The organism is Enterobacter cloacae complex sp. Mu1197, from assembly GCF_040059225.1.
GTDB classification, from domain to species: domain Bacteria; phylum Pseudomonadota; class Gammaproteobacteria; order Enterobacterales; family Enterobacteriaceae; genus Enterobacter; species Enterobacter quasiroggenkampii.
Genome location: NZ_CP157375.1, coordinates 517,162 through 534,051 on the forward strand (window position 1 = coordinate 517,162; position 16,890 = coordinate 534,051).

Annotated in this window: 13 protein-coding genes and 1 pseudogene; 3 read left to right on the forward strand and 11 right to left on the reverse strand. The window is 58.7% G+C overall.

All coding sequences use genetic code 11. The features are described from left to right. Positions 1 to 214 precede the first annotated feature (214 nt). From treC to treR, 3 genes are all read right to left on the reverse strand, one after another. Positions 215 to 1,858, reverse strand: coding sequence for an alpha,alpha-phosphotrehalase (gene treC / locus ABFV38_RS02440; protein ID WP_348958367.1), 1,644 nt, complete (start codon positions 1,856 to 1,858; stop codon positions 215 to 217). A gap of 52 nt (positions 1,859 to 1,910) precedes the next feature. Next, positions 1,911 to 3,329, reverse strand: coding sequence for a PTS trehalose transporter subunit IIBC (gene treB, locus ABFV38_RS02445; RefSeq protein WP_023310193.1), 1,419 nt, complete (start codon positions 3,327 to 3,329; stop codon positions 1,911 to 1,913). 128 nt (positions 3,330 to 3,457) lie between these two features. Further along, positions 3,458 to 4,405: a trehalose operon repressor TreR gene (gene treR / locus ABFV38_RS02450; RefSeq protein WP_032651468.1), complete on the reverse strand. Its 948-nt coding sequence runs from the start codon at positions 4,403 to 4,405 to the stop codon at positions 3,458 to 3,460. A gap of 391 nt (positions 4,406 to 4,796) precedes the next feature. On the opposite strand from treR, the gene mgtA reads away from it, so the two are divergent. Together mgtA and ABFV38_RS02460 are read left to right on the forward strand one after the other, a co-directional pair. Then, positions 4,797 to 7,505, forward strand: coding sequence for a magnesium-translocating P-type ATPase (gene mgtA, locus ABFV38_RS02455; protein ID WP_348958369.1), 2,709 nt, complete (start codon positions 4,797 to 4,799; stop codon positions 7,503 to 7,505). A gap of 202 nt (positions 7,506 to 7,707) precedes the next feature. Further along, positions 7,708 to 10,092, forward strand: a complete 2,385-nt coding sequence (locus ABFV38_RS02460; RefSeq protein ID WP_348958371.1) for a family 20 glycosylhydrolase — start codon at positions 7,708 to 7,710, stop codon at positions 10,090 to 10,092. Between the two features lie 84 nt (positions 10,093 to 10,176). Here the strand turns inward: ABFV38_RS02460 and gbpA are convergent, their stop codons facing one another. The 5 genes from gbpA to ABFV38_RS02485 form a co-directional block, all read right to left on the reverse strand. Next, the gene (gbpA, locus tag ABFV38_RS02465; protein WP_348958373.1) at positions 10,177 to 11,628 is read right to left on the reverse strand and encodes an N-acetylglucosamine-binding protein GbpA; all 1,452 of its coding nucleotides are present in this window, start codon (positions 11,626 to 11,628) and stop codon (positions 10,177 to 10,179) included. Between the two features lie 137 nt (positions 11,629 to 11,765). Continuing rightward, entirely contained in the window at positions 11,766 to 12,152 is a 387-nt protein-coding gene (gene ridA, locus ABFV38_RS02470; protein ID WP_008501391.1) for a 2-iminobutanoate/2-iminopropanoate deaminase, read from the reverse strand. Between the two features lie 73 nt (positions 12,153 to 12,225). Further along, a complete protein-coding gene (gene pyrI, locus ABFV38_RS02475; protein WP_045908062.1) occupies positions 12,226 to 12,687 on the reverse strand; it encodes an aspartate carbamoyltransferase regulatory subunit in 462 nt (153 codons plus the stop codon). A gap of 12 nt (positions 12,688 to 12,699) precedes the next feature. After that, positions 12,700 to 13,632 carry an aspartate carbamoyltransferase gene (gene pyrB / locus ABFV38_RS02480; RefSeq protein ID WP_348958375.1) on the reverse strand — a complete coding sequence of 311 codons (933 nt, stop codon included), beginning with the start codon at positions 13,630 to 13,632 and terminating at the stop codon, positions 12,700 to 12,702. 34 nt (positions 13,633 to 13,666) lie between these two features. Further along, the gene (locus tag ABFV38_RS02485; protein ID WP_022646880.1) at positions 13,667 to 13,771 is read right to left on the reverse strand and encodes a pyrBI operon leader peptide; all 105 of its coding nucleotides are present in this window, start codon (positions 13,769 to 13,771) and stop codon (positions 13,667 to 13,669) included. Between ABFV38_RS02485 and ABFV38_RS02490 the strand changes: the two are divergent. Continuing rightward, positions 13,751 to 13,875, forward strand: a pseudogene (locus ABFV38_RS02490) (hypothetical protein). The gene ABFV38_RS02485 and the pseudogene ABFV38_RS02490 overlap by 21 nt on opposite strands. On the opposite strand, the gene ABFV38_RS02495 reads toward ABFV38_RS02490, so the two are convergent. From ABFV38_RS02495 to argF, 3 genes are all read right to left on the reverse strand, one after another. Continuing rightward, entirely contained in the window at positions 13,872 to 14,351 is a 480-nt protein-coding gene (locus tag ABFV38_RS02495) for an ArgR family transcriptional regulator (protein ID WP_039024059.1), read from the reverse strand. The pseudogene ABFV38_RS02490 and the gene ABFV38_RS02495 overlap by 4 nt on opposite strands. A gap of 80 nt (positions 14,352 to 14,431) precedes the next feature. Continuing rightward, on the reverse strand, positions 14,432 to 15,835 hold the full coding sequence (locus ABFV38_RS02500) for a YfcC family protein (RefSeq protein WP_111967130.1): 1,404 nt from the start codon (positions 15,833 to 15,835) through the stop codon (positions 14,432 to 14,434). A 47-nt stretch (positions 15,836 to 15,882) separates the two neighbouring features. Beyond that, complete coding sequence (gene argF, locus ABFV38_RS02505) at positions 15,883 to 16,887, reverse strand: ornithine carbamoyltransferase (protein WP_008501386.1); 1,005 nt, start codon at positions 16,885 to 16,887, stop codon at positions 15,883 to 15,885. Positions 16,888 to 16,890 lie beyond the last annotated feature (3 nt).

The window sequence follows — 16,890 nt, forward strand, 5'->3', positions numbered from 1 at the left end:
TACAAGATGTTGGGTCGGCGTGCATTTTAAGTGCTACATATAGTGATTTGCATCAAACATGTTTGCGATTTATTTGATTCAGAACAAAGTAAAAAGACGAGAGTACAAACGACGGGCGCTTCAGAGATTGTAAAGGTGGAAGAGAAAAATCTGATTAATTATTCAACAAAAACAGTAAAGTAAGCCGGGTGCAGGGCTGCACCCGGCAGGACGGTTACTGCTGCAACCACCAGACGGCTTCAAACGGACGCAGCGACGTCGTTTGCGGTGTCGGGTAGTTACTCATCAACACCTGCAACTTACCGCTGAGAAGGTCTGTCTGCCATTCCTGAGGCGTATTACTCAGGTTCGCCGCAACGATCAGGGTCTGTCCCTGCCACTGGCGACGGTAGCACCACAAAGAAGGGTGTTCCGGCAGGAGATCCTCATAATCCCCCCACGTCAGCACTGGCAGGGTTTTGCGCAGGCTAATCAGCGACTGATAGGTATAGAAGACGGAATCCGCATCGTCGAGCGCCGCGCGGGCGTTCACGGTTTCGTAGTTATCGCAGACGCCAATCCACGGTTCGCCCTCGCTAAAGCCCGCATTGTGTGACGCGTCCCACTGCATTGGCGTGCGGCCATTATCCCGGGATTTACTCGCCAGAATCGCCAGTAATTCATCCGGATCGCGGCCGTTGGCGCGCAGTTCGGCGAACATGTTCAGGCTTTCCACGTCGCGGTAATCGGTGATGCGGCTGAAGTGCGGGTTCGTCATCCCCAGCTCTTCGCCCTGATAGATATACGGCGTGCCCTGCATACCGTGCAGCACCATGCCGAGCATTTTCGCGGCGTGAACCCGGTATTCTCCTTCGTCACCGAAGCGCGACACGATGCGCGGCTGGTCGTGGTTACACCAGAACAGGGCGTTCCAGGCTTTGTTATGCATCCCCTGCTGCCAGTGGCGGAAGAGGGTTTTCAGCGCCACGAAGTCTGGCTTCGCCTTCGTCCACTTTTCGCCGCCGGGATAGTCCACCTTCAGGTGGTGGAAGTTAAAGGTCATCGACAGCTCGCGGCCATCGAGAGAAGCATACTGCTGGCAGTTCTCCAGCGAGGTCGAGGACATCTCGCCTACCGTTATCAGGTTGCGCGGGGTAAAGACGTCGCGACTCATCTCCTGCAGATATTCATGGATGCGCGGTCCGTCAGTGTAGAAGCGGCGACCGTCGCCCGTCTCGTCATTCGGGAAATCCTGATCTTTCGAAATCAGGTTAATGACATCGAGGCGCAAGCCGTCGACGCCGCGGTCGGCCCAGAACTCGCACACCTTTTTCAGCTCGGCGCGCACCGCCGGATTTTCCCAGTTGAGGTCCGCCTGCTCCGGCGCGAACAGGTGCAGGTAATACTGCTCGCTCTCCGCGTGCCAGCGCCAGGCGTTGCCGCCAAACTTGGAGCGCCAGTTGTTGGGCAACTGCTCAGGCGTGCCGTCGCGCCAGATGTAGAACTGGCGGTACGGGCTCGCTTTGTTCAGCGATTCCCGGAACCAGGGGTGCTGGGTTGAGGTGTGGTTGAACACCATATCCAGCACGATGCGAATACCGCGCTGGTGCGCCTCGGCGACCAGTTCGTCGAAATCATCCAGCGTGCCGTACGCCGGGTCGATGGCGGTGTAATTCGCCACGTCGTAGCCATTATCCACCTGCGGGGAGATATAAAACGGCGTCAGCCAGATGGCGTCGATGCCGAGGGTTTTCAGGTAGTCCAGACGCTGCGTCACGCCGCGTAAATCGCCGGTGCCGCTGCCGGTGGTGTCCTGGAAACTCTTGGGGTAAATCTGGTAGATAACGCCGTTTTGCCACCAGTGAGGAAGGGTATTCATAGTGTGTTCCTGCAAATGCGAAGGGGCGCAACTGCGCCCCGAAAGAGAGAGATTAAACAATCTGCAGCGAGCCCTGACGGAACTTACGCTGATAAACCACGGTAGTCAGCGCCATTGGGACGATAATCGCGATGGCCATTGCCAGGGCGAACACCTGCCAGTAAGCGGGCTGGATGGAGAGGATGCCCGGCAGGCCGCCGACGCCAATCCCGTTTGCCATTACGCCGTTCAGTCCGCACACCAGGCCCGCCAGACCGGAACCGATCATCGCGCAGAGCATCGGGAAGCGGTATTTCAGGTTGATACCGTACATCGCCGGTTCGGTGACGCCGAGGTAGGCGGAGATAGCCGCCGGAACGGAGATCTCGCGTTCATTGTGCTTGCGGCTGACGATGATGATGCCGGTCACCGCGGACGCCTGAGCAATGTTAGACAGGGCGATAATCGGCCAGACCGGTGTGCCGCCGAGGCTCTGGATCATCTGCATATCAATGGCCAGCGTGGTCTGGTGCACGCCGGTGATCACCAGCGGGGCGTACAGGAAGCCAAACAGCGCGGCGCCAATCGGGGCGAAGCTGCCGGTCATCAGGTGACGCACCGCGAAGGCCACGCCGTCGCCAATCATGCGGCCAAACGGACCGATAAAGGCATGCGCCAGGAAGACCGCCAGAATTAGCGAGCACACCGGCACCACCACCAGATAAAGGTAATCCGGCACGATGCGCTTCAGTCGGGTTTCAATAAAGCCCAGCGCCAGCCCCGCCAGCAGGGCCGGAATGACCTGCGCCTGATAGCCCACTTTGGCGATGGTAAACAGGCCGAAGTTCCACACCTCAGGCACCTGCTGACCAAGTAAGTAAGCGTTCATTAACTGCGGAGAGACCAGCGTGACGCCGAGTACGATACCGAGGATCGGCGTACCGCCCATCTTGCGCACCGCGGACCAGCAGATCCCGACCGGCAGATAGAAGAAGATCGCCTCGCCAATCAGCCACAGGAAGTCGTACACGGTTTTCAGCGCCGGGTACATCTGCGCCAGGGTTTTGCCGTCGCTCATCGGCACGTCGCCGATGACGTTACGGAAGCCTAAGATCAAGCCTCCGCTGATCAGCGCTGGCAGCAGCGGGAAGAAGATCTCCGCAAAGTGGGAAATCAACTGCTCGTGCCACTTCATGTTCTGGCGCGCGGCCTTCTTCGCCTGCTCTTTATCGGCGGAGGAGTGCCCTGTCGTTGCCAGCAGAGCCTGATAGTAATCGCCCACTTCGGTACCAATCACGACCTGGAACTGACCGGCGTTGGTAAAGCAGCCTTTAACCATGGAGAGTTCTTCAATGGCCTTCGGGTTGGCTTTGGCCGGATCGTTCAGCACGAAGCGCAGGCGGGTAATGCAATGGCTGACGGTAGCGATGTTTTCGCGGCCGCCGACCAGGACGATCAACTGATCGATATCTGCTTGTTTGACTTTACTCATCATGAAACCTCATGACAGATGGTGAGGGGGGTAATGACCTGAGCGCAAGCCTACTCCTTCAGCGTGACGGCGAAAATGGGAACGTTCCCGAAATCAGGCGAAGATCACAATAAACCGTTGAGCGGGGGTTAAGAAAGGTGGGCAGGAATAACGATCTGACGCGGCTCAGCGCGCCCGTTGATCTGCTCGATCAGCTGCGCGGCGGCCTGTCTGCCGGACTCGGCATAACCCGGGTCGACGGTAATAATTTCCGGGTGCAAAAACTTCATCAGCGGCGTGCTGCCGACGCTCGCCACCTGCAGGTTATCGATACGCTGCTCCTGAAGATATTTACTCGCGCCCAGCGCCAGCGTATCCGTGGCGCACACCAGCGCGGTGGTTTGCGGCGTCAGGACGCTGGCAACCTGCTCGTAGCCCTGCTTCATGCCAAGCCCCGGCAGGGAGGCCACGGCGGAGAGGTTGTGCTTTTTGCAAAAGGCCAGATAGGCCTCATGGCGGCGCTTGCCGGTGGTGACGTCCGCGTGCGGTACGCCGAGGAAGCTGATGTGGCGATGGCCTTCGTCAAACAGGCGCTGCATCAGGGTGATAATCGCACCCTCGTCGTCATAGCAGACGGAGGCAAAACCGTGGGCATCGCGCGCCAGCAGCACCAGCGACGGCTGCCAGGGTTTTAGCATCTCGTCTTTGATGCCGGTAAAGCCGAACAGCACCACGCCGTCAATGTTGCGCCGCTGGAGCATACCCAGATGCTCTTCCACCAGCTGTGGCGAGAACTGGCTCTCCATCATGATCGGGTCATATCCCTGCTCATAGAAGGCGGGCAGCATGGTCTGCACGGCAAGGTTTTCAGACAGAGAATCCAGGCGCGAGACAATGATGGCGACCACTTTGTCACTCTGTCCGCGCATGGCGCGCGCGGAGCGGGAAGGGGAAAAGCCGTGCTGATTCATGACCGCCTCAACGCGCTCGCGGGTGCGTTCGCTGACGCCGCTTTCGTTGTTCAGCACGCGTGAGACGGTCGATTTCCCCACGCCGCTTAAACGCGCGATGTCTTTAATCGTAAGGCGGTTCTGCATGCTGTATTCCCTGTAACAACGACAATGTAATGAATTGAGCCTAATGCTATAGCGCGATTTCGCTATGGGCTAAATCTGGTTTACGTTCGGTTTATTTGCAGGGGGGTATAATACCGCCCGAATCATCAAAAAGGGTACGCTTAAATCCTTATACTGCGCGGCGACACCCTACTTTTTACTTACCGGAGGCTTCATGGATCCCGATCCCACACCTCTCCTGAACGGGAGAATGCGTTCTTTCCGGTAAGCCAGCCTGTTGCTGACTCACCGGTGATGTGAGGCAGCAACGTCCCAAACGTTCCTGCTTGAAAAATTGAGTGCCTCTCAGGTACGGCCTTGCCACGCCTGAAGGAAATGCTGCGTCCGCGTTTGCGGATGCGGAGGAATGACTATGTTTAAAAATATCACCCGGCAGCTGCAGGCCCTGCTGAGCCGCCACCTGCCACACCGTCTTGTTCAGCGCGACCCGCTGCCCAATGCCAAAAACATGGCGGGGGCGGCGATCCCCGCGTCCCTGACTGAACGCTGCCTGAACGTGGCGGCGATGGATGAAAACGAAGTCTGGCGCGCTTTTGGTGGGCACCCGGAAGGGCTGAACGCGACAGAAGTGGAGAAAATCCGCGCCGTGCATGGCGATAACCTCATTCCGGCGCAAAAGCCGTCTCCGTGGTGGGTGCATCTGTGGCTCTGCTACCGCAACCCGTTCAACCTGCTGCTGACCGTGCTCGGCCTCATCTCCTATGCGACGGAAGATCTGTTTGCCGCAGGGGTGATTGCCCTGATGGTGGGCATTTCCACGCTGCTGAACTTTATTCAGGAGGCCCGCTCCACCAAAGCGGCGGACGCCCTGAAGGCGATGGTCAGCAACACCGCGACCGTCTCGCGCGTGATCAACGATCTCGGCGAAAACGCCTGGGTGGAATTGCCTATCGACCAGCTGGTGCCGGGGGATCTGGTGAAGCTGGCCGCGGGGGACATGATCCCGGCGGATTTACGCATCATCCAGGCGCGCGATCTGTTTGTGGCGCAGGCTTCCCTGACCGGCGAATCCCTGCCCGTTGAAAAGGTGGCGCGCAGCCGCGACCCGCAGCAGATGAACCCGCTCGAGTGCGACACCCTGTGCTTTATGGGCACCACGGTCGTCAGCGGCACCGCGCAGGCGATTGTCACCGCCACCGGGGGCAACACCTGGTTTGGTCAGCTTGCCGGGCGCGTCAGCGAGCAGGAGAGCGAGCCGAATGCCTTCCAGAAGGGAATTGGCCGCGTCAGCATGCTGCTGATCCGCTTTATGATGGTGATGACGCCTATCGTGCTGCTGATCAACGGCTACACCAAAGGCGACTGGTGGGAAGCGGCGCTGTTTGCGCTCTCCGTGGCCGTCGGCTTAACGCCGGAAATGCTGCCGATGATTGTCACCTCTACACTGGCGCGCGGGGCGGTGAAGCTCTCTAAACAGAAGGTGATCGTCAAACACCTCGACGCCATTCAGAACTTTGGCGCGATGGACATTCTCTGCACCGATAAAACCGGCACCCTGACGCAGGACAAAATCGTGCTGGAGAACCACACTGATATCTCCGGCAAAACCAGCGAGCGCGTGCTGCACAGCGCGTGGCTGAACAGCCATTACCAGACCGGGCTGAAAAACCTGCTCGACGTCGCGGTGCTGGAAGGGGTAGATGAAGAGTCAGCCCGCACGCTCTCCGGCCGCTGGCAGAAGGTGGATGAGATCCCGTTCGACTTCGAGCGCCGCCGCATGTCGGTGGTGGTGAGCGAGCAGACGGATGTGCATCAGTTGATCTGCAAAGGCGCGCTGCAGGAGATCCTCAACGTGTCGACGCAGGTACGCTATAACGGCGACATCGTGCCGCTGGACGATACCATGCTGCGCCGCATTAAGCGCGTCACCGACAACCTGAACCGTCAGGGGCTGCGCGTGGTGGCGGTGGCGAGCAAGTTCCTGCCGGCGCGCGAGGGGGACTATCAGCGTATCGACGAATCCGATCTGATCCTCGAGGGTTACATCGCCTTCCTCGATCCACCGAAAGAGACCACCGCACCGGCGCTCAAAGCGCTGAAGGCGAGCGGTATTACCGTGAAAATCCTCACCGGCGACAGCGAACTGGTTGCGGCGAAAGTGTGCCACGAGGTGGGGCTGGACGCGGGTGATGTGGTGGTCGGGAGCGAGATTGAACATCTCTCCGATGACGAACTGGCGAAGCTTGCCCAGCGCACCACGCTGTTTGCCCGCCTGACGCCGATGCACAAAGAGCGCATTGTCACCCTGCTTAAGCGCGAAGGGCACGTGGTGGGCTTTATGGGCGACGGCATCAACGATGCGCCCGCTCTGCGTGCGGCGGATATCGGTATCTCCGTAGACGGAGCGGTCGATATTGCCCGTGAAGCGGCGGACATCATTCTGCTGGAAAAAAGCCTGATGGTGCTGGAGGAGGGCGTCATCGAAGGGCGCCGTACCTTTGCCAATATGCTCAAGTACATCAAGATGACCGCCAGCTCCAACTTCGGTAACGTCTTCAGCGTGCTGGTGGCGAGCGCGTTTCTGCCGTTCCTGCCGATGCTGCCGCTGCACCTGCTGATCCAGAACCTGATGTACGATGTCTCTCAGGTGGCGATTCCGTTTGATAACGTGGACGACGAGCAGATCCAGAAGCCGCAGCACTGGAACCCGGCAGATCTCGGGCGTTTCATGCTGTTCTTTGGCCCGATCAGCTCCATCTTCGACATTCTGACCTTCTGCCTGATGTGGTTTGTGTTCCACGCCAACACCCCGGAACACCAGACGCTGTTCCAGTCCGGCTGGTTCGTGGTCGGGCTGCTGTCGCAGACGCTGATTGTGCACATGATCCGCACGCGCCGCATTCCGTTCATCCAGAGCCGTGCCGCGTGGCCGCTGATTGTGATGACGGGCATTGTGATGGCGCTCGGCATCGCGCTGCCGTTCTCACCGCTGGCGAGCTACCTGCAGCTGCAGGCGCTGCCGCTGAGCTACTTCCCGTGGCTGGTGGCGATCCTCGCGGGTTACATGGTGCTGACGCAGATGGTGAAAGGGTTCTATGCGCGTCGGTATGGCTGGCAGTAAGTTATGTTTGCCGGGTGGCGGCTTCGCCTTACCCGGCCTACTCCCGAAACGTAGGCCCGGTAAGCGCAGCGCCACCGGGCAATAGCTTTCCTCCCAAATTCAACAACCTGTGATCTCCGTCGGCGCATTCGCTTGACGACAAATTGAGCGCATGTTAACAGAATGTTTTGCCTTTATTTGGCCCGTCATATAAGGAACATTCATGTTACGGTACAGTCTCTTAACCGCCGGGCTGATGCTCGGCGCCTCTGCCTTTGCCGCCCCGGCAGGGGATCTCCCTTTAATGCCCTGGCCTGCGAAGGTCGAACGCCCGACGACACAGGGCGCGCTGGTGCTCAGCAACAACGTATCCATTAGCGTCAGCGGGGACGATCTCGGTGACGCCGTCAACCGCCTGCGCCAGCGCATCGCCCTGCAAACTGGCTGGACGCTGCAGCCGCAGGCTGAAAAGCCAGACAAACCGACCATCCGCATCGCGATTGCCAAAAAGGTGAAGCCGCAGCCTCTGCCGGACAGCGACGAAAGCTATAAGCTCACGGTGGATGCCAACGGCGTGAACATCTCTGCCAACACCCGTTTCGGTGCCTTGCGCGCCATGGAAACCCTGCTCCAGCTGATGCAGAACGGGGCGGAAAATACCTCTATGCCGTGGGTTACCATTGAAGATTCGCCGCGTTTCCCGTGGCGCGGGCTGCTGCTCGATTCGGCACGCCACTTTATCCCGCTGCCGGATATCAAACGCCAGATCGACGGCATGGCTGCGGCGAAGCTCAACGTGCTGCACTGGCATTTGACCGACGACCAGGGCTGGCGCTTCAGCTCGAAGCGCTACCCTAAGCTGACGCAGCTTGCCAGCGACGGGCTGTTCTACACGCCTGAACAGATGCGTGAGGTGGTGCGTTACGCCGCCGAGCGCGGCATTCGCGTGGTGCCGGAGATCGACATGCCGGGCCACGCCTCGGCGATTGCCGTGGCCTACCCGGAGCTGATGAGCGCCCCGGGGCCGTACGCCATGGAACGCCACTGGGGCGTGCTGAAGCCGGTTCTCGATCCCACCAAAGAGGCGACTTACGCCTTTGCTGACGCGATGGTCAGCGAACTGGTGGCGATCTTCCCCGATCCGTATCTGCACATCGGCGGCGACGAGGTGGACGACAGCCAGTGGAAAGCGAACCCGGCCATCCAGCAGTTTATGCGCGATAACAGGCTGGCGGACAGCCACGCGCTGCAGGCGTATTTCAACCGCAAGCTGGAAACGATCCTTGAGAAGCATCACCGCCAGATGGTCGGCTGGGATGAGATCTACCATCCTGACTTACCGAAAAGCATTCTGATCCAGTCCTGGCAGGGGCAGGACGCGCTGGGGCAGGTGGCGCAGAACGGCTACAAGGGCATTCTGTCGACCGGCTTTTATCTCGACCAGCCCCAGTCCACCGCCTATCACTACCGCAACGAGATCGTCCCGCAGGGGTTAAACGGCGTGGACGTGATAGCGGATACCGATAGCGCCCAGAGTTGGGCCTTCTCCATGCCGCGCCTGAAGGGCAAGCCGGTGGAGGGGAGCTTCACCCTGGTGAAAGGGGATGCCGGCTGGCGCGGGTTTATTGATTTTGCCGGGAAATCGCGCCGTGCGGTGCAGAACATCGAGTGGCGCGATGACAGCCAGGTCACGTTTACCGTCGATACGTGGATGGGCGAAACGCGCCCGGTCGTCACCGTCGATAACGACAAACTCTCCGGTTATTTCCTTGTCGGAAATACGCGCTACCCGATTAGCGGCACGCGTCTGGACGACGTGCCGAAAGGCGTTCCGCCCGTCGTGCCGGACGTGGCGAACCAGGCCAACCTGCTCGGCGGCGAAGCGGCGCTGTGGGCGGAAAACGTGGTGGCGCCGGTGCTGGATATCCGCCTGTGGCCGCGTACGTTTGCGGTGGCAGAGCGGCTGTGGTCCGCGCAGGACGTCAACGATGTCGACAACATGTACACCCGCCTGCAGGCGATGGACAGCTGGTCGACGGTGTCGGTCGGGCTGCAGCAGCATACCCAGCAGCAGGTGCAGTTCACGCGCCTCGCCGGTAATGCCGACACCCTGCCGCTGCAGATCCTCGCTCAGGCCATTGAACCGGCGCAGTATTACACCCGTCAGCACCTGAAGTTCCAGGCCGGAAACTATCATCAGTTCGAGCCCCTCAACCGCTTTGCGGATGCACTGAACGCTGAAAGCGCCACCGTGCGCCAGATGCACAAATGGGCGGACCGTCTGGTGAGCGATGCGGAAGACACGGAAAGCGCTGACGCCCTGCGCCACGTCTTTAACCGCTGGCAGAGCAACACCAGCGACGCGCTGGCCTTAAGCGAAAACAGCTATCAGCTGAAGGCAATGAAGCCGGTGATCCAGGAGGTGGATAAGCTGGCCTCCATTGGCCTGCGCCTGACGGATCTGGTGGCGCGCCAGGGCACGCTGGATGACAAAGAGATCGCCTCGATTCAGAGCGAGCTGGATAACGCGGCGAAGGTTCAGGACGAAGTGGTGATTGCGGCGGTTTATCCGCTGGAGACGCTACTTCGCGCCACGCGGAATCAGTAGCAAAACGCCCGGTGGCGCTACGTTTACCAGGCCTACGTGACGTGTAGGCCCGGCAAACGCAGTGCCGCCGGGCGTAAAGGCAACTCAGTTCTTCAACACCCACGCCTCTTTCCAGTGTGTGCCGACGCCCGGCTCATACTGGTTGGCATACGGGCTGTACTGCACGCAGTAGCCGCTGTACGGGAATGGCTTACATTCGTAGGTCTTACCGTCTTTAGGCTGCAGCACCACGGTACCGGCCTGGTAAGAGGCGATATTGTCCGGGAAGATAAAGTCGTGTTGCCCGGTGCTATCCGCAGCGGCATCGCTCTCCAGCATCAGGTTCAGGACGTCCTGGGCGAACAGCGTGCCGTCTTTATTGGTCGCGTAGTATTTCAGCATATGGTGGCCCGCGGTCACGTCATTCAGCGTCATGGTCACGTCCTGGCTGGCGTTGTTCATGTCCTGCTTCAGATACCCTTTTTCCGCACCGCTGTGGTTCATCACGTGCGCTTCAAAATTCACGTTACCGTGGGTATTCACGTGGAAGGTCACGGTCGCATTACCGTGTTCAATTTTGCTGTATTGCAGACCGGAAACGGCGATGGCCTCGCTCACCTGTGCCTTCTGTTCTTCATAAGAGATGGCAACTGACTGCAGCGTGCTGCCGTCTTTCACGAAGACGCTGTTCGCGCCGTGAACCGGACTGATTTCACCCGCTTCGTCTTTCACGCCGACGCGCACGTCGTGCTGCGCGGTGTTGATCTTCTGCGCCAGATCGTAAGACCACTGGTTAGCATCGCCTTGTTCAGCAGAGCTGATGGTCATCTCGGTACGCATGGAAGTCACTTCACCGTGGGCGTCGAAGAAGCGAGCAATCACCTTGTCGCCCGCGTTCAGATTGTTACCGGCTATCTGGCCGCTCAGGGTTTTGCTCCACTCAGAAACGACGGCAGGTGTTTCGTCCGGCGTGACGTTGCCGCCATTTCCGAAATCAACGTCAATTGCCTGATAGAAGCTATTTGAGGTATCCGCAATTTCCCACACGCCGTAAATAACCTGATAGCCCGTACGCTCGGGGACATTACAGGTCATGGATTTTGTCATGGCCGGTGCCTGACCATTTCCGTTAATGGTACAGAACGGCGTTAATTCAAACTGGTCGCGGGTCAGGGGTTTATTGGGATCCCAGTTTTGTTTGGTGATGTAATAGCGCCAGTTGGTTGTTTTATGCGGGGCGGTATGGTGCCAGACGAAGTCGTGTGGACCTGCCGTCATGGGATTTTTGGTCCATGCGTTGAGACTCTGCTTATCAAGCTGGGAGTAGCTGGCAATGCCTGCGCTGGCGAGCTGGCCGTCAGGAGGCATGGCGCCGGTCGGGAAACCGGAGGTTTTTTCTACGCTTTGTGGTTCGTACTGAACGGAGCCGCAGTCAATATTTTGACCCAGCTTACACATATAAGCGCGACTGGCGGGGGATTCTATATATCCGTGTGCAAGTGCTGAAGACGCAACCGTTAATGTGGCAACGGCCAGCGCAATTTTAGAGAGCTTCATTTTTCGTCCATTAATTAGAATATAACAAGGCAGCGTCAGTCTATTAATGGACAGCACAGGACGTCATTCAGTACCGGGAGTAAAAATGGTCGAAATAAAAAAGGCAGCCTCAGCTGCCCTCTAAATATTGAAATGCATTAACGACGAACGGCAATCGCTTCGATTTCAATTTTCACGTCTTTTGGCAGACGTGCCACTTCCACGCAGGAGCGCGCCGGGAAGGTGGCGTTATGCTCGGTGAAGAACGCTTCGTAAGTGGCGTTAACGGTCGCGAAATCGTTCAGATCTTTCACGAACACGGTGGTTTTCACGATATCACCCACTTTCAGGCCGGCAGATTCAACGATAGCCTGCACGTTTTCCAGCGACTGACGCGCCTGCGCCGCGACATCTTCCGGCACCGCACCGGTTTTTGGGTTTACGGGGATCTGACCTGAAGTGATGATCATGCTGCCCAGATCAACGCCCTGAACGTAAGGGCCGATAGCGGCTGGTGCATTTTCCGTCGCGAGTACTTTGCTCATGTTTTCTCCAGAATTACAGCGTTAAGAATGTTCCCGGCCATTATAACAGCCGGGATTTCATTACCAACCTCAATTAGTTGGCCAGCACCACATAATGAGAAAACTCTTTTTCGCAGTATTTGCATTTGAGCGCGATGTCATCGGCGCGTTTTTTCACTGCAAAGCTGGAGGAAACCGGCTCAGCATGACTGATGCAGTTGCTGTTCGGGCAGACCAGCACGTTTTCGATGCGATCCGGCAGGCTCGGGCGGGATTTGCCGACCACTTCATACTCGTCGATGCGGTTGACGGTGGCGTCTGGCGCGTACAGCGACAGCTGGTTAACCTGCTCGTCGGTCAGGAAGGTGTTCTCGATTTTAATCAGATCCTTGCGGCCCATCTCGCCCGACGGCAGGTTCAGGCCGATGGTGATGCGCTGGTCGGTTTCGGTCAGTTTGAACAGCGTCAGCAGCTTAAAGCCCACCTGCGCAGGGATGTGGTCAATCACGGTGCCACGCTTGATGGCTTCAACCTGGAGTTTGTTATCGTGTGTCATGGTCGTCTCCCCTTACAGAGCTAATTCGCGATTCAGAACCAGTGCCAGTAACGCCTGGCGGGCGAAGATGCCGTTTCCGGCCTGCTGGAAGTACCAGGCGTGCGGCGTTTTATCGACGTCTGTGGTGATCTCATCGATGCGCGGCAGCGGGTGCAGGACCTTCATGTTGTCGCGTGCGCCTTCCAGGTCGCTGGCGCGCAGCACGAACTGCGCCTTCACGTTGGCATATTCGGACGGATCCAGACGCTCTTTCTGCACGCGGGTCATGTACAGAATATCCACATGGCTCATCACCTCTTCGATGCTGGCATGCAGGCTCCACGCAATGCCTTTCTCGTCCAGCATGTCGAGGATGTACTGCGGCATCGCCAGCGCGTCCGGGGCGATGAAGTAGAAGCGGTTGCCGTTAAATTTTGCCAGCGCCTGGGTCAGGGAGTGTACGGTGCGGCCGTATTTCAGGTCGCCAACCATGGCGATGTTCAGGTTCTCAAGCTTGCCCTGGGTCTCCTGAATGGTGAACAGGTCCAGCAGCGTCTGTGTTGGGTGCTGGTTGGCACCGTCACCGGCGTTCAGTACCGGAATGCCGCCGGAAAACTCGGTCGCCAGGCGCGCCGCGCCCTCCTGCGGATGACGCATCACAATCGCGTCGACGTAGGTGCCGATCACTGAAATGGTATCCGCCAGGGTCTCGCCTTTTTTACCCAGCGACGTGTTGCTGCTGTCCGAGAAGCCCACCACGCTCGCGCCCAGGCGGTGCATGGAGGTCTCAAAGGAGAGGCGGGTGCGGGTTGAGGCTTCAAAGAAGCAGCTCGCAATCACCTTGTGCTTCAGCAGCTCCGGTTGCGGATTGGCCTTCAGTTTTGCCGCGGTATCCAGAACCAGTTCCAGCTCTTCGCGGCTGAGGTCGTTTATGGAAATGATGTGTTTTTGATAAAGCGGATTCATGTTTATCTCCTGACGCCGGGCAAAAAAAAGCCCCTCAAATGAGGGGCTCTGGGAATAGGTTTAGCAACGGGAAGAAAAACGGCAGGCCAGCGTCTGATTTCAGACGCGGTAAGACGTTATGTCGTACACGCTTGACCATGCTTCCTCCCGGCAAATTGTCGGGCATTATACGCAGCTCGCTTTTCGGATCAAGCGATTTAATGCACGCTTTACTCAATGCAAACGGTTCTTTATGAATATTAATTCGTTCTGAGTAAATAATTAATTTGCTTATGCACCAGCGCGGTGCGCTTCACCACCCGGGGGGCGACCCAGACAATACTGCTGCCGGCCACCACGCCTAATATTTCCGGAAGCTGGTGATAATCCAGAATACGCGCCACCGCGCGGCCATATCCGGCGACGGTATGGACAAGGATAAACTCGCTATTATGCTCGACGCTCACCACCATTTCCGAAACGGTACGTGCGGCGTCAGGGGCAGGGCGCAGTTGGGGATTCAACGAATAAATCTTTAGCCCTTTGGCATTTCGAATTTTTATGACTCCGAGCAACTTCAGCAATCGCGAAACGGTCGACTGGCTGATGCTGTCAAACCCTCTCTCCTGCAGGTCGCGGCGAATCTCTTCCTGCGAAAGATAACTCTTTTCGGCGATCAAACGCTGACACACCGTGAGCTGCAGTTGTTCTTTGGGAGAGTACTCTTCGTAATCCATCATGTTTCCCATATCAGTTCCCGAAATAACCGGTGACACCGCACCGATCCGTAGGCCGGATAAGCGCAGCGCCATCCGGCAAATTACAACAATGCCCCCAGACTTAACGCCACCATAATCACCACCGTCAGGATCGCCAGCAGCGGCGCCACCCATTTCAGATAGCGCACGTAGGGCACCCGGGCGATAGCCAGCCCGCCCATGACCACCGCTGAGGTCGGCGTGACGAGGTTTACGATGCCGGAGGCCGACTGGTAAGCCGTGACCACCAGGTCGCGGTTGACGTTAGCGAAATCGGCAAGCGGTGCCATGATCGGCATCGTCAGAACGGCCAGGCCGGATGAAGAAGGCACAAGAAACGACAGCACGACCTCCAGCCAGTACATCACGTTGATGAACGCCACCGTGGACAACCCGCTGACCAGCCCTTCCGCGCTGTGCAAAATGGTGTGGGTAATCATGCCCTTATCCATGATGACTACGATACCGCGCGCGATGCCGATAATCAGCGCGACGCCCAGCAAATCTCGCGCGCCGTTGATAAACGTCGACGTCAGCTCCTCTTCGCTCATGCGGGCAATCAGGCCGACGAGAATCGCGCTGGCGAGAAACACTGCGGAGATCTCCGCCATCCACCAGCCCAGCACCGCCACGCCGTAAATCATCACCGCGAAGGCGAGGGCAAAAATCACCAGGATGATTTTGCGCACCGGGGTGAATTCCAGCGACTGTTCGCCCTTGTTGCCGAGGAAATGGGCGAGGTTCTCTTCCTGCTTGTCTGCAACGATCGACTGCGAGGGATCCTTGCGCACCTTGCGGGCGTAGCGCATCACCCACGCCACGCAGATGATCCAGCCGATGACCAGCAGCGCCACGCGCAGGGCGATGCCGTTGGTAAAAGGGATCCCGGCGGCGTTGGCGGCGATCACCGTGGCAAACGGGTTAATGGTGGAACCCAGCGTGCCGATCCCCGCGCCGAGCAGCACGGTGGAGGCGGCGACAACCGGATCGAACCGGGCAGCCAGCATCACCGGCACCAGCAGGGTGTAGAACGGCAGCGACTCCTCGGCCATGCCGTAAATGGTGCCGCCCGCGGCAAACAGCGCCATCAGGATCGGGATCATCCACTCCTCGCGTCCGCGCAGCCGGGTGGTGACGCGCTCGATCCCGGCGTCAATCGCCCCGGTTTTGGTGACGATCCCGAGAAATCCCCCGATGATCAGGATAAACAGCGCCACGTCGATCGCCCCGGCCTGGCCGGAAACCGGATCGTACAGCCCGGCGATGGGCGCCATCAGGACGGAAACCAGCCCTTGCGGATGCGCCGCCACGTGCGCGTAGGTTCCGGCAATCGGGACTTCTTTACCGAGGGTCTCGTTCATCGCCATCTGGTACTGACCGGCGGGAACGACCCAGCTCAGCGCCGCCACAACGGCAATCAGAAAAAAGAGAATGGTGTAAGCGGAGGGAAACTTAAACTTGCCCATGATGTTCTCCTTAAACCCGGCGCACCCCGCGGCGCGCCGGGCGGTGATTAGTCGCCGAGTGTCGCCACCATGACCGCTTTAATGGTGTGCATGCGGTTCTCTGCCTCGTCGAAGACGATGGAGTTTGGTGATTCGAAGACCTCTTCCGTCACCTCCAGCCCCTTCAGCCCGTACGCCATCTCGATCTCGCGGCCCACTTTGGTGTGCTCGTTGTGGAACGCCGGCAGGCAGTGCATGAACTTGACGTTCGGGTTGCCGGTGGCCTTCATCACCTGGGCGTTAATCTGATACGGCTTCATCAGGCTGACGCGCTCGGCCCAGGCTTCCTTCGGCTCGCCCATGGAGACCCACACGTCGGTGTAGAGGAAGTCGGTCCCCTGCACGCCTTCTTCCACGTCGTCGGTGAGGGTGATGCGCGCGCCCGTCTCTTTGGCGATGGCGCGGCACTGCTCAACCAGCCCCGCTTCCGGCCAGAAGGATTTCGGCGCGACGAGGCGGATATCCATCCCCATCTTGGCCGCGCCCACCATCAGGGAGTTGCCCATGTTGTTGCGCGCGTCGCCGAGATAGGCAAAGCTCAGCTCCGGCAGGGTTTTGCCCGGGGAGTGCTCCAGCATGGTCATCAGGTCGGCAAGGATTTGCGTTGGGTGGAACTCGTCGGTCAGGCCGTTCCACACCGGCACGCCCGCATACTCGCCCAGCTCTTCGACGATGGCCTGACCATAGCCGCGGTATTCGATGCCGTCGTACATCCGGCCCAGCACGCGGGCGGTGTCTTTCATCGACTCTTTATGGCCAATCTGCGATCCGCTTGGGCCGAGATAGGTGACCTGCGCGCCCTGATCGAACGCGCCCACTTCGAAGGCGCAGCGGGTGCGGGTGGAGGTTTTTTCAAAGATCAGGGCGATGTTTTTCCCGACCAGGGTTTGCTTCTCGCGCCCGGCTTTTTTGGCGGCCTTGAGCTCAATGGCGAGGTCGATCAGGTACTGGATCTCCGCCGGGGTGTAGTCCAGCAGTTTCAGGAAGTTGCGGTTTTTCAGGTTGATGGTCATGGC

Bases quoted from the DNA above. Each gene is read 5' to 3' on its own strand.
- ABFV38_RS02495 (WP_039024059.1), bottom strand. From the start codon at position 14,351: ATGATGGATTACGAAGAGTACTCTCCCAAAGAACAACTGCAGCTCACG.
- ABFV38_RS02500 (WP_111967130.1), bottom strand. From the start codon at position 15,835: ATGGGCAAGTTTAAGTTTCCCTCCGCTTACACCATTCTCTTTTTTCTG.
- ABFV38_RS02485 (WP_022646880.1), bottom strand. From the start codon at position 13,771: ATGGTCAAGCGTGTACGACATAACGTCTTACCGCGTCTGAAATCAGAC.
- treB (WP_023310193.1), bottom strand. From the start codon at position 3,329: ATGAGTAAAGTCAAACAAGCAGATATCGATCAGTTGATCGTCCTGGTC.
- treR (WP_032651468.1), bottom strand. From the start codon at position 4,405: ATGCAGAACCGCCTTACGATTAAAGACATCGCGCGTTTAAGCGGCGTG.
- ridA (WP_008501391.1), bottom strand. From the start codon at position 12,152: ATGAGCAAAGTACTCGCGACGGAAAATGCACCAGCCGCTATCGGCCCT.
- pyrI (WP_045908062.1), bottom strand. From the start codon at position 12,687: ATGACACACGATAACAAACTCCAGGTTGAAGCCATCAAGCGTGGCACC.
- pyrB (WP_348958375.1), bottom strand. From the start codon at position 13,632: ATGAATCCGCTTTATCAAAAACACATCATTTCCATAAACGACCTCAGC.
- gbpA (WP_348958373.1), bottom strand. From the start codon at position 11,628: ATGAAGCTCTCTAAAATTGCGCTGGCCGTTGCCACATTAACGGTTGCG.
- ABFV38_RS02460 (WP_348958371.1), top strand. From the start codon at position 7,708: ATGTTACGGTACAGTCTCTTAACCGCCGGGCTGATGCTCGGCGCCTCT.
- treC (WP_348958367.1), bottom strand. From the start codon at position 1,858: ATGAATACCCTTCCTCACTGGTGGCAAAACGGCGTTATCTACCAGATT.
- argF (WP_008501386.1), bottom strand. From the start codon at position 16,887: ATGACCATCAACCTGAAAAACCGCAACTTCCTGAAACTGCTGGACTAC.
- mgtA (WP_348958369.1), top strand. From the start codon at position 4,797: ATGTTTAAAAATATCACCCGGCAGCTGCAGGCCCTGCTGAGCCGCCAC.